At 35.9% G+C, this 15,335-nt stretch carries 16 protein-coding genes; all 16 read right to left on the bottom strand.

What is annotated here, in order from left to right; genetic code table 11:
• Positions 1 to 398 precede the first annotated feature (398 nt).
• The 16 genes from WFH39_RS03775 to WFH39_RS03700 all read right to left on the bottom strand — a co-directional run bounded on the left by WFH39_RS03775 (position 399) and on the right by WFH39_RS03700 (position 15,216).
• On the bottom strand, positions 399 to 1,580 hold the full coding sequence (locus WFH39_RS03775) for an acetyl-CoA C-acyltransferase (RefSeq protein WP_336688868.1): 1,182 nt from the start codon (positions 1,578 to 1,580) through the stop codon (positions 399 to 401).
• A gap of 55 nt (positions 1,581 to 1,635) precedes the next feature.
• Positions 1,636 to 2,067, bottom strand: a complete 432-nt coding sequence (locus WFH39_RS03770) for a hypothetical protein (RefSeq protein WP_336688867.1) — start codon at positions 2,065 to 2,067, stop codon at positions 1,636 to 1,638.
• A gap of 6 nt (positions 2,068 to 2,073) precedes the next feature.
• The gene (locus WFH39_RS03765; RefSeq protein WP_290265397.1) at positions 2,074 to 2,463 is read right to left on the bottom strand and encodes a hypothetical protein; all 390 of its coding nucleotides are present in this window, start codon (positions 2,461 to 2,463) and stop codon (positions 2,074 to 2,076) included.
• 477 nt (positions 2,464 to 2,940) lie between these two features.
• The gene (locus tag WFH39_RS03760) at positions 2,941 to 4,323 is read right to left on the bottom strand and encodes a nucleoside permease (protein WP_336688866.1); all 1,383 of its coding nucleotides are present in this window, start codon (positions 4,321 to 4,323) and stop codon (positions 2,941 to 2,943) included.
• 21 nt (positions 4,324 to 4,344) lie between these two features.
• Positions 4,345 to 4,944 carry a bifunctional nuclease family protein gene (locus WFH39_RS03755; protein ID WP_214589869.1) on the bottom strand — a complete coding sequence of 200 codons (600 nt, stop codon included), beginning with the start codon at positions 4,942 to 4,944 and terminating at the stop codon, positions 4,345 to 4,347.
• A 188-nt stretch (positions 4,945 to 5,132) separates the two neighbouring features.
• On the bottom strand, positions 5,133 to 6,080 hold the full coding sequence (locus WFH39_RS03750; protein WP_336688865.1) for an electron transfer flavoprotein subunit alpha/FixB family protein: 948 nt from the start codon (positions 6,078 to 6,080) through the stop codon (positions 5,133 to 5,135).
• Positions 6,081 to 6,162: 82 nt separating this feature from the next.
• The gene (locus WFH39_RS03745; protein ID WP_116099204.1) at positions 6,163 to 6,909 is read right to left on the bottom strand and encodes an electron transfer flavoprotein subunit beta/FixA family protein; all 747 of its coding nucleotides are present in this window, start codon (positions 6,907 to 6,909) and stop codon (positions 6,163 to 6,165) included.
• 183 nt (positions 6,910 to 7,092) lie between these two features.
• Positions 7,093 to 7,800 carry an SDR family oxidoreductase gene (locus tag WFH39_RS03740; protein WP_336688864.1) on the bottom strand — a complete coding sequence of 236 codons (708 nt, stop codon included), beginning with the start codon at positions 7,798 to 7,800 and terminating at the stop codon, positions 7,093 to 7,095.
• Positions 7,801 to 7,941: 141 nt separating this feature from the next.
• On the bottom strand, positions 7,942 to 8,859 hold the full coding sequence (locus WFH39_RS03735; RefSeq protein ID WP_336688863.1) for a T9SS-dependent choice-of-anchor J family protein: 918 nt from the start codon (positions 8,857 to 8,859) through the stop codon (positions 7,942 to 7,944).
• Between the two features lie 158 nt (positions 8,860 to 9,017).
• A complete protein-coding gene (locus WFH39_RS03730; RefSeq protein ID WP_336688862.1) occupies positions 9,018 to 9,158 on the bottom strand; it encodes a T9SS type A sorting domain-containing protein in 141 nt (46 codons plus the stop codon).
• A gap of 133 nt (positions 9,159 to 9,291) precedes the next feature.
• Entirely contained in the window at positions 9,292 to 10,287 is a 996-nt protein-coding gene (locus WFH39_RS03725; RefSeq protein ID WP_336688861.1) for a T9SS type A sorting domain-containing protein, read from the bottom strand.
• 92 nt (positions 10,288 to 10,379) lie between these two features.
• Positions 10,380 to 11,759: a dipeptidase gene (locus WFH39_RS03720; protein ID WP_336688860.1), complete on the bottom strand. Its 1,380-nt coding sequence runs from the start codon at positions 11,757 to 11,759 to the stop codon at positions 10,380 to 10,382.
• 303 nt (positions 11,760 to 12,062) lie between these two features.
• Positions 12,063 to 12,335, bottom strand: coding sequence for a hypothetical protein (locus tag WFH39_RS03715; protein WP_336688859.1), 273 nt, complete (start codon positions 12,333 to 12,335; stop codon positions 12,063 to 12,065).
• Between the two features lie 117 nt (positions 12,336 to 12,452).
• Positions 12,453 to 13,601 (bottom strand): class I SAM-dependent methyltransferase, encoded by a 1,149-nt coding sequence (locus WFH39_RS03710; RefSeq protein ID WP_336688858.1) that lies wholly within the window; start codon positions 13,599 to 13,601, stop codon positions 12,453 to 12,455.
• Positions 13,602 to 13,603: 2 nt separating this feature from the next.
• Positions 13,604 to 14,053, bottom strand: a complete 450-nt coding sequence (locus tag WFH39_RS03705; RefSeq protein WP_336688857.1) for a hypothetical protein — start codon at positions 14,051 to 14,053, stop codon at positions 13,604 to 13,606.
• A gap of 11 nt (positions 14,054 to 14,064) precedes the next feature.
• A complete protein-coding gene (locus tag WFH39_RS03700; RefSeq protein WP_336688856.1) occupies positions 14,065 to 15,216 on the bottom strand; it encodes a methylmalonyl-CoA mutase family protein in 1,152 nt (383 codons plus the stop codon).
• Between the last annotated feature and the right edge of the window lie 119 nt (positions 15,217 to 15,335).

Here is a 15,335-nt window from a genome sequence, read left to right as displayed (position 1 = left end):
AACCGCTGAATATTCGGAGCTTTTTATTTGGTTTGGAGAAAATTTTATTATTCCGTTAAAATTGTGCTATTTAAAATATGGCTTCAGTATAAATATTTCTTGCCCGAAGAGAATATTTTTCAGGAGAAAAATTATCTTATTTCAATTAGATATTGTTTTTTTTGATTGCTTTTAATTTTTTAAAAGTTTCTTAACCTTTCAAATGATTTTTACCGATAATTTCTATGAATGTCTGTAATTTTAGCCCCGATTGCAGCATTTGTCTGAGCTCATTTCGGGTTTCGGCGGCGGCTACGCCGCCGCCGAAACCCGAAATAGCGAGTGCGGAAAGCGGGAAATAGCTCCCAAAAAAAATCCGAAAGTAAAACTTCCGGATTCTGAATGTATCAATCTAATGATTACTGCATATTTTCAATAACGATAGCAGAAGCTCCGCCTCCTCCGTTACAGATTGCTGCTGCACCGTATTTACCGTTATTCTGTTTCAAAACGTTAATTAAAGTTACAATGATTCTTGATCCTGAACTTCCAAGAGGGTGACCAATAGCCACAGCTCCACCGTTTACGTTTACTTTAGAAGCATCCAGTCCTAAAATTTTATTGTTCGCCAGACCTACTACAGAGAAAGCTTCGTTGAATTCGAAGAAATCGATGTCTGTAAGCTCTAAACCTGCTTTTTTAAGAGCAGTAGGCAAAGCTTTTGAAGGTGCTGTAGTGAAATCTTCAGGAGCCTGAGCTGCATCTGCATAAGAAACGATTCTCGCCAAAGGCTTAAGTCCCAATTCCTCCATTTTTTCTTTAGAAACAAGGATCAAAGCAGAAGCTCCGTCATTGAGTGTAGAAGCGTTTGCTGCCGTTACTGTTCCTTCTTCTTTTTTAAATACTGTAGGAAGTGTAGGAATTCTGTCGAAATTTACCGCTTTATATTCTTCATCTTCTGCAAAAATAATCGGATCTCCTTTTCTCTGAGGAATTTCCACAGGAACAACCTCATCAGCAAATTTACCTTCCGACCATGCTTTTGCTGCTCTTTTATAAGATTCGATGGCAAAATTATCCTGCTCCTCTCTTGAAATACTGTAGTCTGCTGCACATTTTTCTGCACAAACTCCCATATGAACTTTGTTGTAAACGTCTGTAAGTCCGTCCAGAACCATTCCGTCCTGCATTTTTACATCGCCTAATTTTGTTGCATTTCTCGCGTTGTAGTAATGTGGAACTGAGGACATATTTTCCATACCTCCTGCAACAATTACGTCTGCATCTCCTGCTTTAATTGCCTGTGCAGCCATAGAAACCGCTTTCATTCCGGATGCACAAACTTTATTTACCGTAGTAGAAGGCGTTTCGTTTGAAAGTCCTGCTCCTAAAGCTACCTGACGAGCCGGAGCCTGTCCTTCTCCCGCCTGTAAAACGTTCCCCATGTAGATTTCCTGAACCTGTTTCGGATCAAGGCCGATTTTTTCTAATGCTCCTTTTACCGCAACAGCTCCCAGCTTCGTTGCAGGAACAGCAGATAAACTTCCTAAGAAACTTCCCATTGGAGTTCTTACTGCGGAAACGATGAATACTTCTTTCATTTTTATAATTCTATTTTTTACGTTTAGTTTAAACCGAATCTTATAATCCTTCTGTTTATTTTTTGTTTTCTTTTGCTTTCATCAGTACAAAATTATAAGTGTCGTTTTCGAATTTTGACTGAATTTTTATGTAATTGTCCTGCGTGGCAATAACTTTATTGGTGAATATATCTCCTACTTTAATAGGATTTTCTTTTTCGGTTTTTTCAACAGCAATTAATTTATACTCGCAATCGCCCACAAAAACCATGGTTAGTTTTATAAAATCTTTACCGTCGTTATAATATTCGGTCTGTATATTATCTTTTATGGTCATATACCAAAGATTGGGCGGATAATTCATCCTGTAAAACTTACCTTCCTTAATATTAGTACATTTTGGAGGGTTATCTACAGGTTTCTTTTTTACCGTTTCCTGAGACTGTGCATTCGCGTACGATGCACATAGAAAAAATACTCCGATCGAAAATATTTTCAAAAAATTCATACGTGATTATGCTTTTACTTTATTATTTTTAACTAAAATGATGATAAATGCTCCTAAAAATTCTAAGATCCAGCCCCATTTTAACTTTACAATTCCTGCCAGTTTATCCTGCCATGATTTAAAAGGCATAAAGCTGAAATAATCTGAAGCCTGAAGTTTTACGGCAATAAGCGTAAAAACGAACAGAACAACCAGAAGAATACCAAAAATTTTAGAAACTTTTGTATTATTGTTTGCAATACCAAAAAGTGCTCCTGCTGAAAGAATCCAACAGATTATTGCCAGAGAATGATCGAGCTTCCAATAGTTCCAGTTTCCGATGATGGGAACGTGAACGAGCGGCAGAAAACTTCCTGCAACCACCAATATCAATCCTAATAACTGAATATTTTTCATATTTCTTAAAGTGCCAAAATACAAAAAAAAACACACTCCAAAAAGTGTGTTTTTCTATGATGCAGATTCATATTAAAAATTGACATATAACAGCTCCAATCCTATCTGAACGCCATATTTGTTATTAATTTTTGCCTGATCGTTGAATATGGGTGTGAAATCTTTTTTCACAAAAATATTAAACGGACCATATCCCAAAGACAATTTACCCCCAAAAAGAAAAGCATTAACAGCGTCTGGAATATTTTCCCTGTATTTTATACAGTTATCATATTCATTTTTAAAGAATTTTAATCCCAAAGCTTTGTTATTCTCCGATCCTGCTTTTTTGCCAGTTTAAAATTCTCTTCTAAATTCTTCATTAATTAGTTTCTGTTTATAAGACGAAAGATTTTTGAAAGGGTTGCCTGAATATCAAAAAAAATTGCACTTTTTTTGAAAGTGCAATTTAATATATTCGTTATCAGTGTGATAAAATTAATGTTTAATATCAGATGTCTGAATTGGTGTATGTTTGTGTTTGAACAGAACAGCAAATAAAATAGCTAAAATCAAAGCATATGCAGCGAAAGAAAGCCAGATATTATGCCAGTCTTTTACCATTACAATAGAAGATAAAGTTCCGTCCGGATTTACCGCAGAATTAAAACTCTTCTGCAGAATTCCTAAAAATGTCTGATTGTCCGGCGTAGTTTCAAGATAACTTGCCAGTGAAGAAGCTGTTGTGAACTTATGGGTGAAGAATTTATCAATCGCCCAACCTGCTGCATAACTTCCAAAAACTGCACCAAAACCATTCGTCATCATCATGAATAATCCCTGAGCTGAAGAACGGATCTTTTTATCGGTAGTGGTTTCTACAAAAAGCGATCCTGAAATATTGAAAAAATCGAAAGCCATCCCGTACACAATGCAGGAAAGGATGATTAAACTTAAGCCATATCCTTCCGGAACACCATAAGCAAAGAATCCGAATCGTAAAACCCATGCAAACATTGAGATCAGCATTACTTTTTTAATTCCGTATCGTTTTAAAAAGAAAGGAATTGCCAAAATGAATAGTGTTTCCGAAATCTGAGAAATAGACATGATAATTGTAGATCTTTTCACTACAAAAGAATCAGCATATTTAGGAAAATGTTCAAATTCACTCAGAAATACGTCTCCGTAAGCATTGGTAAGCTGTAAAGCCGCCCCCAAAAGCATGGAAAATAAGAAAAACAATGCTGTTTTATAATCTTTGAACAGCTTAAAAGCATTAAGACCTAACTGCTCGGATAGCGGCGCATCTTTGTCTATTAATTTTTGTGGAGGGCATTTTGGTAATGTTAAAGCATAAATTCCTAAGAAAATAGCAACCGCTCCGGCAATATAAAATTGTCCTTCCGTAGCTTTGTTCCCCGTAAGATTGGTAATCCACATCGCTACAATAAAACCAATAGTTCCCCAAACACGGATTGGCGGGAAATCCTTAACAACATCCAGTTCACTGTTTTTAAGAATAGTATAGGAAATTGAATTGGCTAATGCAATGGTCGGCATGTAAAAACACATGGCAACGAGCATTACCGTAAAAAAAGAACCGGGATCTGCAGAATGAGGCAGAATAAAAAGCACGATACCGTATAAAATATGTAACGCTGAAAAAATTCTTTCTGCGTTTACCCAACGGTCGGCAATAATTCCGGTGATGGTCGGCATAAAAATGGAAGCAATCCCCATGGTTCCGAAAACAGCACCAAACTGCGCTCCGTCCCAATGTTTTGTACCGAACCAAAAATTAGCCATCGTAATCAGCCATGCTCCCCAAACGAAGAACTGCAGAAAACTTAAGATGGTCAGTCGTAATTTTAAGTTCATAAGTTAGTATAAATAATCTCTTTAGTCAATTTTTTTCTTCCTTCTCCTGATTTCTTCCTGAATTTCAAGAGCCGTATCATAATCTTCTTCTTTTACCGCTTCATCCAGCAACTTCTGCAATTCTTCCATCGAAATCGATTTTAGGTTATCTTCCGCCTGAACGGTTTCGGAAAACGAAGGTTCTTCTTTGGTTACATCTTCCAGTTCCAGCAGAATTCCGGCTTCGTTAAGTACCTGCTGTGTTGTAAAAATAGGGGCATCAAAACGAACTGCCATTGCTACCGCATCTGAAGTTCTGGCATCTAAGATGAGTTCTTCATCTGTAGCTTTATTTTTAAAGTTGATATTTGAGAAGAAAACGCCGTCTACAATCTGATAGATGATAACGGATACAAGTTCGTAATTTGCAGAATGTATAAATTTTGTAAATAAATCATGTGTAAGAGGACGAGGTGGGTGAATATCTTTCTCAAGCCCCAAAGAAATGGATTGTGCCTCAAAATTCCCTATAACAACAGGTAATTTAATATGTGTTTCTTCATGTTCCAATAATAGTGCGTACGCCCCGGATTGTGTCTGGCTGTACGATATTCCGCGAATAATTAACTGTTTATAATCCATAACTACAAATATAGATTAATTTTTCAAAGTTTTTTTTACTTTTTGTACAAAAATAAAAGCCCGAAAAGGGCTTTTATATGCGAATTGTGATTTAATGACACTGTCTGTTTTACTTCGTAAGCGAATTTTTTAAAGATGTACTTTAAAATTTACACATGAAATAATCGACTGTTGCCCAATCCACTTTTTTATGCTTTAAGAGCTTTTATTTTCTCTGTTAGCGCAGGAATAATCTGGAAAGCATCTCCTACAACTCCGTAATCTGCGGATTTGAAGAATGGAGCTTCAGGATCACTGTTGATCGCTACGATTGTTTTAGAGGAGTTAACTCCTGCCAAATGCTGAATTGCTCCGGAAATACCGATTGCAATATAAAGATTCGGAGAGATTGCCTTACCTGTCTGTCCTACGTGTTCTGTGTGAGGTCTCCATCCGATATCTGAAACCGGTTTTGAACACGCTGTTGCTGCGCCCAAAACATTTGCCAGATCTTCTACCATTCCCCAGTTTTCAGGACCTTTTAACCCTCTTCCAGCAGAAACTACGATTTCTGCTTCTTTAAGGTCTAATTTTCCTGAACTCTGCTCATGAGAAATTACTTTTGTATCTTCATTGGCAACGGATAGATTTTTCACTTCTTCTGATCCGGAAACTGCATTTTCCTTCACTCCGAAAGCATTTTGAGAAACGGTTACAATTACCCCGCTTCCTTCTGCTTTTGCATGCATAAATCCTTTTCCTGAGAAAGCTCTTCTTTTCACCTGAAACGGAGAAAGACTTTCAGGAGCTTCCAATACATTTGTAATTAAAGAATGTCCGTTCATTACTGCCAACATCGGAGCAATGGAAGAAGCATCTGTTGTGTGAGGGAAAACGATGATGTTTCCGTTTGCTACTTCACTTACCGCCTGAGCATAAGCTTTAGCTGAGAAACTTTTAAGACCTTCGTCTTTGATGTTGATTACGTTTGATGCTCCATATTTATACAATAGATCTGAAGAATCTGTAGGGTTTACAGAGATTGCCGTTACGGTATCTCCTGCCTGATCTGCAACAGCTTTAGCATAAGAAACTGCTTCAAAAGCCGCTTTTTTGTAAACTCCGTTTATATTTTCTGCGTATACGAATACTGCCATTTTTTGAATTTTAAAAAATTAAAGGTTTAGGTTTAGGCTAAGATTTAGAATTTAAATCTAAAACTCAGTCTTAGCCTCAATATTAGATAACTTTCGCTTCTTCGTGAAGTAATCTTACCAATTCATCCAAATTATCCGGAGAAACCAGTTTTACGGCTGCTCTTGGCGGAACGCTGTCATAAGAAACTCCCTGAACTTTCACCTCAGAAGAAGTAGGTTCAACTACCTGCAAAGGTTTTGTTCTTGCAGACATAATTCCTCTCATGTTCGGAATAATTAAGTCTTTTTCGTCTACCAATCCTTTCTGACCCGCGATTACAGCTGGTAATTTTACAGAAATGGTTTCTTTACCTCCTTCAATTTCTCTTACCGCAGTAGCTTCGCTTCCGTTTACATCAAGTCCTACAGAAGCGTTTACGAAAGGCTGGTTCAATAACTGAGCTACCATTCCCGGAACAGAACCTCCGTTATAGTCTATTGATTCTTTACCGCAAAGGATTAAATCGTAACCTCCGTTTTGTGCAACTGCTGCAATTTCTTTAGCTGTAGAGAAACTGTCTTTAGGATCAAGATTTACTCTCACCGCATCATTTGCTCCGATTGCCAAAGCTTTTCTTACAACAGGCTCGGTAGAAACATCTCCTACGTTGATTACGGTTACTGTTGCTCCCTGAGATTCCTGTAATTTTATTGCTTTTGTTAACGCAAATTCGTCAAGAGGATTAATTACCCACTGAATTCCGTTTTTGTCGAATGCAGATTTATCCGCTGTAAAGTTAATTTTGGAAGTAGTATCCGGAACACTACTTATACAAACTAATATTTTCATATGTTGTTCTTATTGTTTTAATGGTCAGATGAAACTTTTAGGTTTCATGTGTACTATTTTTTAGCCCTTAATTAATTTAATGTTTCTTTAAATTTTAACTCAATTATCTGTTGCTAATATAAATAAAAAATATATTATGCATGCATAGTACTTATTATTTTACTATTCAATGCATTAAAGTCATTATTTAGCGGGTTTAGTCGCCCGAAATTCAATCTTACTCGGTAAAACTCTCGGGTTCATTTTTAAAATATCCAAAACCAGATTCCCCATATCTTCAGGCTGAATCTTCCATGCGTCTTTTTCCGAAGGAGTATTTCCGTTGAAATGGGTGGCTACAGAACCCGGCATAATTACGGTAGATTTGATGTTGTACTTTCTTAAATCGATCATTGCTGCCTGTGTGAAACCTACTACACCAAATTTTGAGGCATTGTAGCCTGTTCCGTTTTCAAAGAAGTTAGCGCCTGCCAGACTTGAAACGGTGATGTAATATCCTTCTGTCTTTTTCAATTCTTCTACAGAAGCTTTTAATGTGTAGAAAACACCTGTTAAATTTGTTTCAATCATATCATTCCACTCTTCAGCAGATAGTTCATCAACAGGCTTAAATATTCCTAAACCCGCATTTGCAATCACAAAATCCAGTCTTCCGAACTTTTCTTTTATCTGTCTTACTGCATCTTCTTCATTGGTAAGTTCTTTTACATCAGACACAACTCCCAAGACATTTTCTGAAATCTGCCTTAAATCCTGTTCAGCTTTTTCCACATCTTCCTTTTTTCTTCCCGAAAATGCAACCGAAACTCCGTTTTCAAGCAAAACTTTAGCAATTCCGAAGCCTATGCCTTTGGTTCCTCCTGTTATATATGCTACTTTATTATCGATCATAATTATTGCTGGTTTAAGTTCTTAAAAATAGCAAAAATGCTTTAAATAAGGTAATTTTTATTGCCTAACATTTGTCAGTTTACTGGTTCAAATAAAAAAGCGCTCCGAATCGAAGCGCTTTCAAAATAATATAGAATTAATTTATTTTTTGATGAATTTCTGGGAAACTTTATTTCCTTTGGATTCCATGCTGATGATGTATGAACCAGCATTCAGATGTTTTACGTTTATTTTATCTCCTTCCAGTTTTACATCTACTTTTTTACCGGCAATATCAAATACTTCGATGTTACTGAATTTGTCTGCAGATTTAAAAGAAATGTAATCTGTCGTCGGATTTGGATAAACAGAAACTCCTTTATCACTCAAAGAAACATCATTGGTAGATAATGTAGGTCTGTCTATGGAAAAAGTATCAATACCAATAAGATCCGAATTATTTCCACTTGGACCTCCATCGGTTACATAGTATCTGAAAGCAAATCTTACGGGAACCGGTGTTGTTCCTACTCCGGTAACCGTAAAGCTATATTTTGTCCATATTTTGGGATAAACAAAATTTCCTGCCAAAGTTGGATTAACAGATACTCCTAAGTTTGTAAAGGAACCCACATCAGCAGCTCCGGTAGTCGGAAGAACGGCTCCGGCTGCTAATGCATATCTTAGTTCCAGACGATCAGGATAATCGGTAGTTCCGTCTGTTCCTTTTCTGGAATAAAAGCTTACAATGTCGCCGTTTTTAACATCTATTGCATTGGTGAATAACCAGTTGCTGATCGTTCCCGCGCCAGATGTACTTGTATAATTTACCAAAGCAAAAGAATTGCTGCCTCCTGCCTGTCCCACAGGAACAGTAGTTGTATTGCCGCTTCCAAACAGTGGATTGGTTAAAGGAGTGGTATAAGTGGCTTTTGTCCAAACCGAGGTAGTTACAGGACTACTTTGATTAGAGGTTGTCCAGGTTGTAAAAGCGGTATCAAAACCATAGCTGTAAACGTTTGTCTGCGCGTTCATCGAGACCAGGCTCAGAAACGAGCCGAGTAGTAAAAGTTTTCTCATATCATTAAAATTTAGTTATATAAATATATTAATAATATTTTGAAAACAAAACAATTATATTTAAAATATAATATTAATACCACAATTATAAGTAAAATTTTAACAATAAAGGCTACATTATTTATAATGCAGCCTTATTATTAAAAATATTTTCAATATTATTCTTTGATCAGTTTTTTAGTGACAAAACCTTCATCTGTTTTAATTCCTAATAAATAATTTCCATTAGCTAAGCCGGAAACATTCACTTTATTACCACTTAAAGGAAGATCAATTCTTTTTCCGGAAAGATCATACATAAAGTAAAAAACTTAATTTCCAAGTTAACTTTAGGTAATCTAAGACTAATTCGTTTATAAAACTATCAGACAAATTTTACTTTATAATAAAAAAAACGCTTAAAAAAAAGCGTTTTACAAGATTACTGATGTTTTATTTTTTTATAAATTTTTCAGTATAAATTCCATCTTTTGTTTCAACATTAATCAAATAAGTTCCTGTGGAAAGTTCCCTTACATCTACCTGATCTGTGTATAATTTTACATTTACTTTTCTTCCTGTAATATCTACGACTGAAACATTAATAATTTTAGAATCTGATTTAATATTTAAAATATCAGTAGTTGGATTAGGATATACAGTTAAACCAATTTTGCTAACAATTTTTGTATCCTGAGTTCCTAAAGAAGTTGCATTTCCAAACAGTAGATTTACATTATCAATTCCTGCCTGATTAGCAACTGTATTACCCGTAGCAGTTACTGACACAAAATCAAATTCAGCGGGTACCAATCCAGGAGAGAGTGTGTAAGCAGAGTTTGTAAATGAATAAGTTCCTTCCGGATAAGTCCAGGTATATGCTCCCGTAGTTTTATTATATGTGAAAGAAACTGATACCCATGTGTTTGCAGGATAAGTAGCCGTTCCCAAACCAATATTATAAAAAGCAGCTGTCCCTGTAGCAGTTGGTGTCAATCTTCCCATACCGCTGATTTTTTTAGTAGCAAAATCATAATTTATTCCTACAACGCCCATCGTAGAATCGTAAAGAACACATTGTATTTTACCAGCACCGGTAGCAGGACCAGTGTACAATTCCATTGATCCTTTCAGAATATCGTTTCCTGCGTTAGCTGTTGTAGTAATGCTTTTGAAAGCAAATCTATTGTAGGTATTTGCTGTTGAACTATATCCTGCTCCACTGGTTATTCTTAGTGAATTCCCATGTGCCGCATCTATAGTTGTTACCTGATAATCGCTAGCCGCTCCGCCGTAAATATAATAGCCTCCTTGTCCCGCTGTTACACCTGTTACATCTGTAGCTAAATTTCCGGATGTTAAAGAATTAAAATTATCTGTTGCTATTGTCTGCGCTGAAAGCCCAACTGATAATGCTGTTCCTAAAGCAATAAGTAGATTTTTTCTCATTATATTTCAATTAATTTATTAGCTGCACTAAATATAAAAAAAATTCCTTAAGAAAAAAAATCCTAAGGAACTCATTTATTGATTGTTAAAAATTACTTCGCATAATTCTCAAAAAATAACGGAATACTTTCTATTCCTTTATAAAAGTTAAACAGCCCGTAATGTTCGTTTGGAGAGTGGATCGCATCTGAATCTAATCCAAAGCCCATTAAAACAGATTTAGCTCCTAAAACCTGCTCGAACATAGCAGTAATCGGAATACTTCCTCCTCCTCTGTAAGGAAGAACTTCTTTTCCGAAGGCTGATTCCATTGCCTGTTTTGCTGCCATAAATTCTTTTGTATCGGTTGGTAAAACATAAGGCATTCCTCCATGATGTGGAGTAACTTTTACTTTTACATTTTCCGGAGCAATTTTTTCAAAGTATTTCGTGAATTTTTCTGTTATTTCTTCCGGAGTCTGATACGGAACCAGACGCATTGAAATTTTAGCAAAAGCCTTTGACGGAATTACAGTTTTTGCTCCTTCTCCTGTATAACCTCCCCAAATTCCGTTGCAGTCTAAGGTTGGGCGAATCGAGGTTCTTTCGAGTGTAGTATATCCTTTTTCTCCCTCTACTCCGTTTAAGCCGATAGATTTTTTGAATTCTTCAGGGTTATCTTTCAGCTTATTCATATCTGCACGGTCTGAATCTGAAACGGTTTCTACATTATCATAGAATCCGTCGATTGTTATGTGTCCGTCTTCGTCAATTAGTTTAGCAATCATTCTTGACAGGACATGGATCGGGTTTGGAACGGCACCGCCATAAAGTCCTGAATGCAGGTCTCTGTTTGAACCTTCCACTTCTACTTCCACATAGCTTAATCCTCTTAAACCTGTAGTAACAGTAGGCTGTTCGTTGCTGTAGATATGTGTATCTGAAATTAAAATACAATCACAAGAAAGCTTTTCTTTATTTTCATTTACCCAATCTCCTAAGCTTACCGAACCTACTTCTTCCTCTCCTTCTAAAATAAATTTAACATTGCAAGGAAGTGCATTAGTCTTCATCATGGCTTCAAAAGCTTTAAGATGCATGAAAAACTGTCCTTTGTCGTCTGCTGAACCTCTTGCGAAGATGGCTCCTTCCGGATGAAGTTCTGTTTTCTCAATATAAGGTTCGAATGGTGGTTTTGTCCACAGTTCTAACGGATCTGCAGGCTGAACATCGTAATGTCCGTACACTAAAACTGTCGGCAAATTTGTATCTGAAATTTTTTCTCCATACACAATAGGATAGCCTTTGGTCTGGCAGACTTCCACATTATCAGCTCCTGCATTTTTAAGGTGTTCTGCTACTACATCCGCACATTTCAAAACATCGTTTTTATAAGCCGGATCGGCAGAAATGGAAGGTATTCTCAGTAATTCAAATAATTCATCTACGAAACGCTGTTTGTTTTCGTTGATGTAATTTAATGTCTCTTGCATTGTAAAATATTATTTTGCTAAAAGTAAAAAATTTGCTTCTCAGGAACAAACAAAAACGTATAATTTTCCTCAGGTCTGAAGTGTGCTGTCGGAAAATCTTAATCTGAATGGTATTTTATCCCTGAAATTGACTCACAGACTTCAGTTTAGCCGTGATTGCAGCATTTGTCTGAGCTCATTTTCTGTTTTTCGGCGCGGCTTCGCCGCGCCGAAAAACAGAAAATAGCGAGTGCGGAAAGCGCGAAACAGCTTCAAAAAAAATATCCCACATTGCTGCGGGACATTTTTATATTGTACTTTTAATTAGTGTTCAGCTTTCGGAGCTTCTTTAGCTTCGGCAGGTTTTGCAGTTGCTATACTGTCTGTTTTTGGCGCTTCGGCTTCGTGCTTTTCTGCGGTTGTCTCTTCTGTATGCATTGTAGCAGCTTCGTGACCATGACCTTCACCTTGAGGATCATCTGAATATCTTTCTGCTCCTTCTTCAAGTTTCAAGGTATTTTTGTTCCCTCCGGCCTGAATTTTCTTACAGCTTACAGCAACGGTAGCAAGAGCTAAACATATAACTAATTTTTTCATATGTAAAATTTATTTTTTTAAGATCAGCAGAATCATTTTGCATAGATTAACAAAGACGATTCTTATTAATTTTTAATTGTCCAAAATTAAGGATTCCTATTTTTTTCGGCAACATTTTTATACTGATTTTAGTATAATTTTTCCTTTTTTGGATTGTGTAAAAATAAGATAGTTTTCTCCGCCATCCTTCAGGTTGTATTTCTTCTTAATTTCTTCCGGTTTTAGAGGATAATTTTTGGAAATGATATTGAACTGACTTTTCTTTACAATCTGTTTAGCATCAATAACTTCCATCTCTAAAATCCTTCCGGGAAAATCAGTTATCTTTTGATTTGACGTGTAAAGATGTGTGTTGGGATGTAGTTTTTTTAATCTGAATTTTTCTGAGATTACATTAAAAACTCCGGCTTTTAAAACCGAATTATTGGGAATGTAGATGTATTTTTCAGGTTCACCAAACTCTGCAACAGTAGTTTCTTCATCTCCAAATGTAAATGTAAACATTGATTCTTCACTTTCAAGGTTTACACAATGACAGATGATCTTGTCTGAATTTTGGTTTGACAAAAATACTACGACTTCTTTAACATCATTTTTTACAGCAATAATATCGATTCTGAAAAGGTTGGGTAAAACAGAAACCAGATATTTCAGATCAATTAACGGCGAAAGTTTTATTATTACCTTATTGGAAACAGAAAGTAATTTTTCCTGAATCTCAATAATATCAGGCGACAGATCTTCGAGTAAAAAGACTTTATTTTTATTGTGGTCTCTTCGCGCGGGATCAAGATAGATTATATCGTAAGTTTCTTTATTTTCATTTAAAAAATCTTCGAGGTTCTGGTTGACAAACTTTGCTTTTCTTCCTAAAATGTTCCAATTGTGTTCAACAATTTCCAGAAGTTCCGGATTTTGTTCTACCAAAGTTACTTCGTCAAAATTTTCGGATAAATAATAGGCATCAATTCCAAAGCCGCTGGTTAAATCGATGAACTTTTTACCTTTTAAGATTCGAGATTTATACAATGCTGTTTTTTCGGAGGAAGACTGTTCTAAATTCAGTTGTGGCGGAAAAATAATTCCTTCTTTCAGCAGAAACGGAAATTTCTTCTGTGCAACCTGCTTTCCTTTGATCTGCTGAACAATTTCCTGTATGGAAACTTCCGGAAACGGGGATTTTTTTAATAACAAAGAATGCAAATCTGCGTTTAGATTTGCATTGATAAATTGCTGAATTTCTTCTTTTAAAAGCTGTTTATTCACCTTTATTTTGAAATTTTCTTGAGATGAACGATCTGGTTCTTGTCCGCTTCCTCAAAAGTTGCCGTATCCTTTCCGGACATATCAAGATAGAGATCCATTTCTTTATCGTTTGTAAAACGGACAATTCCGTTCAATGTACCTTTTTCCACTTCCTGATTACCTTCAAAATAACCCGTTTTTATAAGGATTTTTGCAGGATCTGTAGTTTCATCCAGTTGATATTTGATGTAAGAAAACTTTCCTTTAAACGGTCCTTTTTGAATGAGTGTCTTTTTACCTACCATATTTAAATCTTTCACATGAAGACTAAAATATCCGTCTTTGGAAAAGGAAACCGAGTTTTTTATACCTTTGGAGTCAACTCCCTGCCAATTTCCCACAATTCTGTTTTGCGTCTGTGAAAAGACGAAAGTAGAGATCAGAATCCCCATCAATAAATACAAGTTTTTCATAGTTTAGTTTTTTATTCAAACATTTCCGCCCAGCGAACGCATTTAATTTCTTTTTCGTTATAAAGTTCCTCAACAGACTTTTTGAGGTCTAATTTTGGATATAAATTAACACCAATCAGCTTTATCTTGCCTTCTTCCACCCACTTCTGTTCTTCAATGGCGTGATCGTAGATTTTTTTCTGAATAGTTCTCTGTTTTAAAAGTTCGAGATAACCTCCGTTCTCCTCTATTTCTACGAAAAATGCCCAAGATTTTTCCGCGATCTGCTGTGTAATATCTTCTACATAATAACTTCCGTTAGAGGCATCTTCAAAAACATTGATGATGCTTTCGTAAGCCAGAACAATCTGCTGTTTGAAGGAGATTTCTTCTGAGTTCTCAGAGCTTCTCTCGACCAGATAATTATTGCTGAAAACCGCATCTGCTCCGCCGATCATGGCTGCTGCAAGTTCTAAAGTAGAACGGATCAGGTTGTTTTCGTTATCGGAAACGGCTTTATTTCTCAGGGAAGTTTCAGCAAAAATGTATGGAATTTCATCCAGATCGTATTCTTTTGACAATTGATTGAAAACTATTTTAAATGCTCTTAGTTTAGCCATTTCAAAGAAGTAATTTCCACCGACTGCTATTCTGAAGATCAGTTTATTTAAAATCTCAGAACCATAGATTTCTACAAGTTCTTTTGTTTTTGCCAAAGCAATTCCCAATTGCTGAAAAATAGCGGCTCCGGCATTCTGATGAAGGGAAATATCTACACAAATATGTCTTCTGAATTGTTTTGCGAGTAGTTCTTTTACCAACTGGTCATTAATTACAGCTTGTTTTTCATCAAAAACATCAATAAGTGAAAAGTATTGGTCTTCTTCTTTCGGACTGATGTGACCTGCGAGTTCCGCATTATTCACAAAAATGGTTTTCTGTTCGAGGTTTTCTACATTTTGGTCTAAAATAAATGCAAAAACATCTTCTTCTAAACTTTCATGATATTTTGCTACCAAATGCGTGCTTTCTTCAATTTTCGGCAGATTTACCAATGGTTTCTGCACAGAATCGTAGAAAGGTTTCACCACAATTCCTTCCAGATTTTCTTTGGTAAGGATTGGATAAATATCGTCTGTTTTAAGCTGTTTTTTTACTAAATTTTCCCAGGCTGTATTTGACATAGTTTTTGTTTGAATTTGTGAATGGTCAATAGTCAATCCGCTTTTATTCATCAATTTTTACTTGATTATGATCCGTTTATAATCTTAACGCAAAGGTTTTTCTATGATGATAAATGATG

Origin of the sequence: Chryseobacterium sp. MMO-72 (assembly GCF_037146035.1) — a bacterium.
GTDB lineage: Bacteria > Bacteroidota > Bacteroidia > Flavobacteriales > Weeksellaceae > Chryseobacterium > Chryseobacterium indicum.
This window is presented reverse-complemented; position numbering and strand designations above follow the sequence as displayed.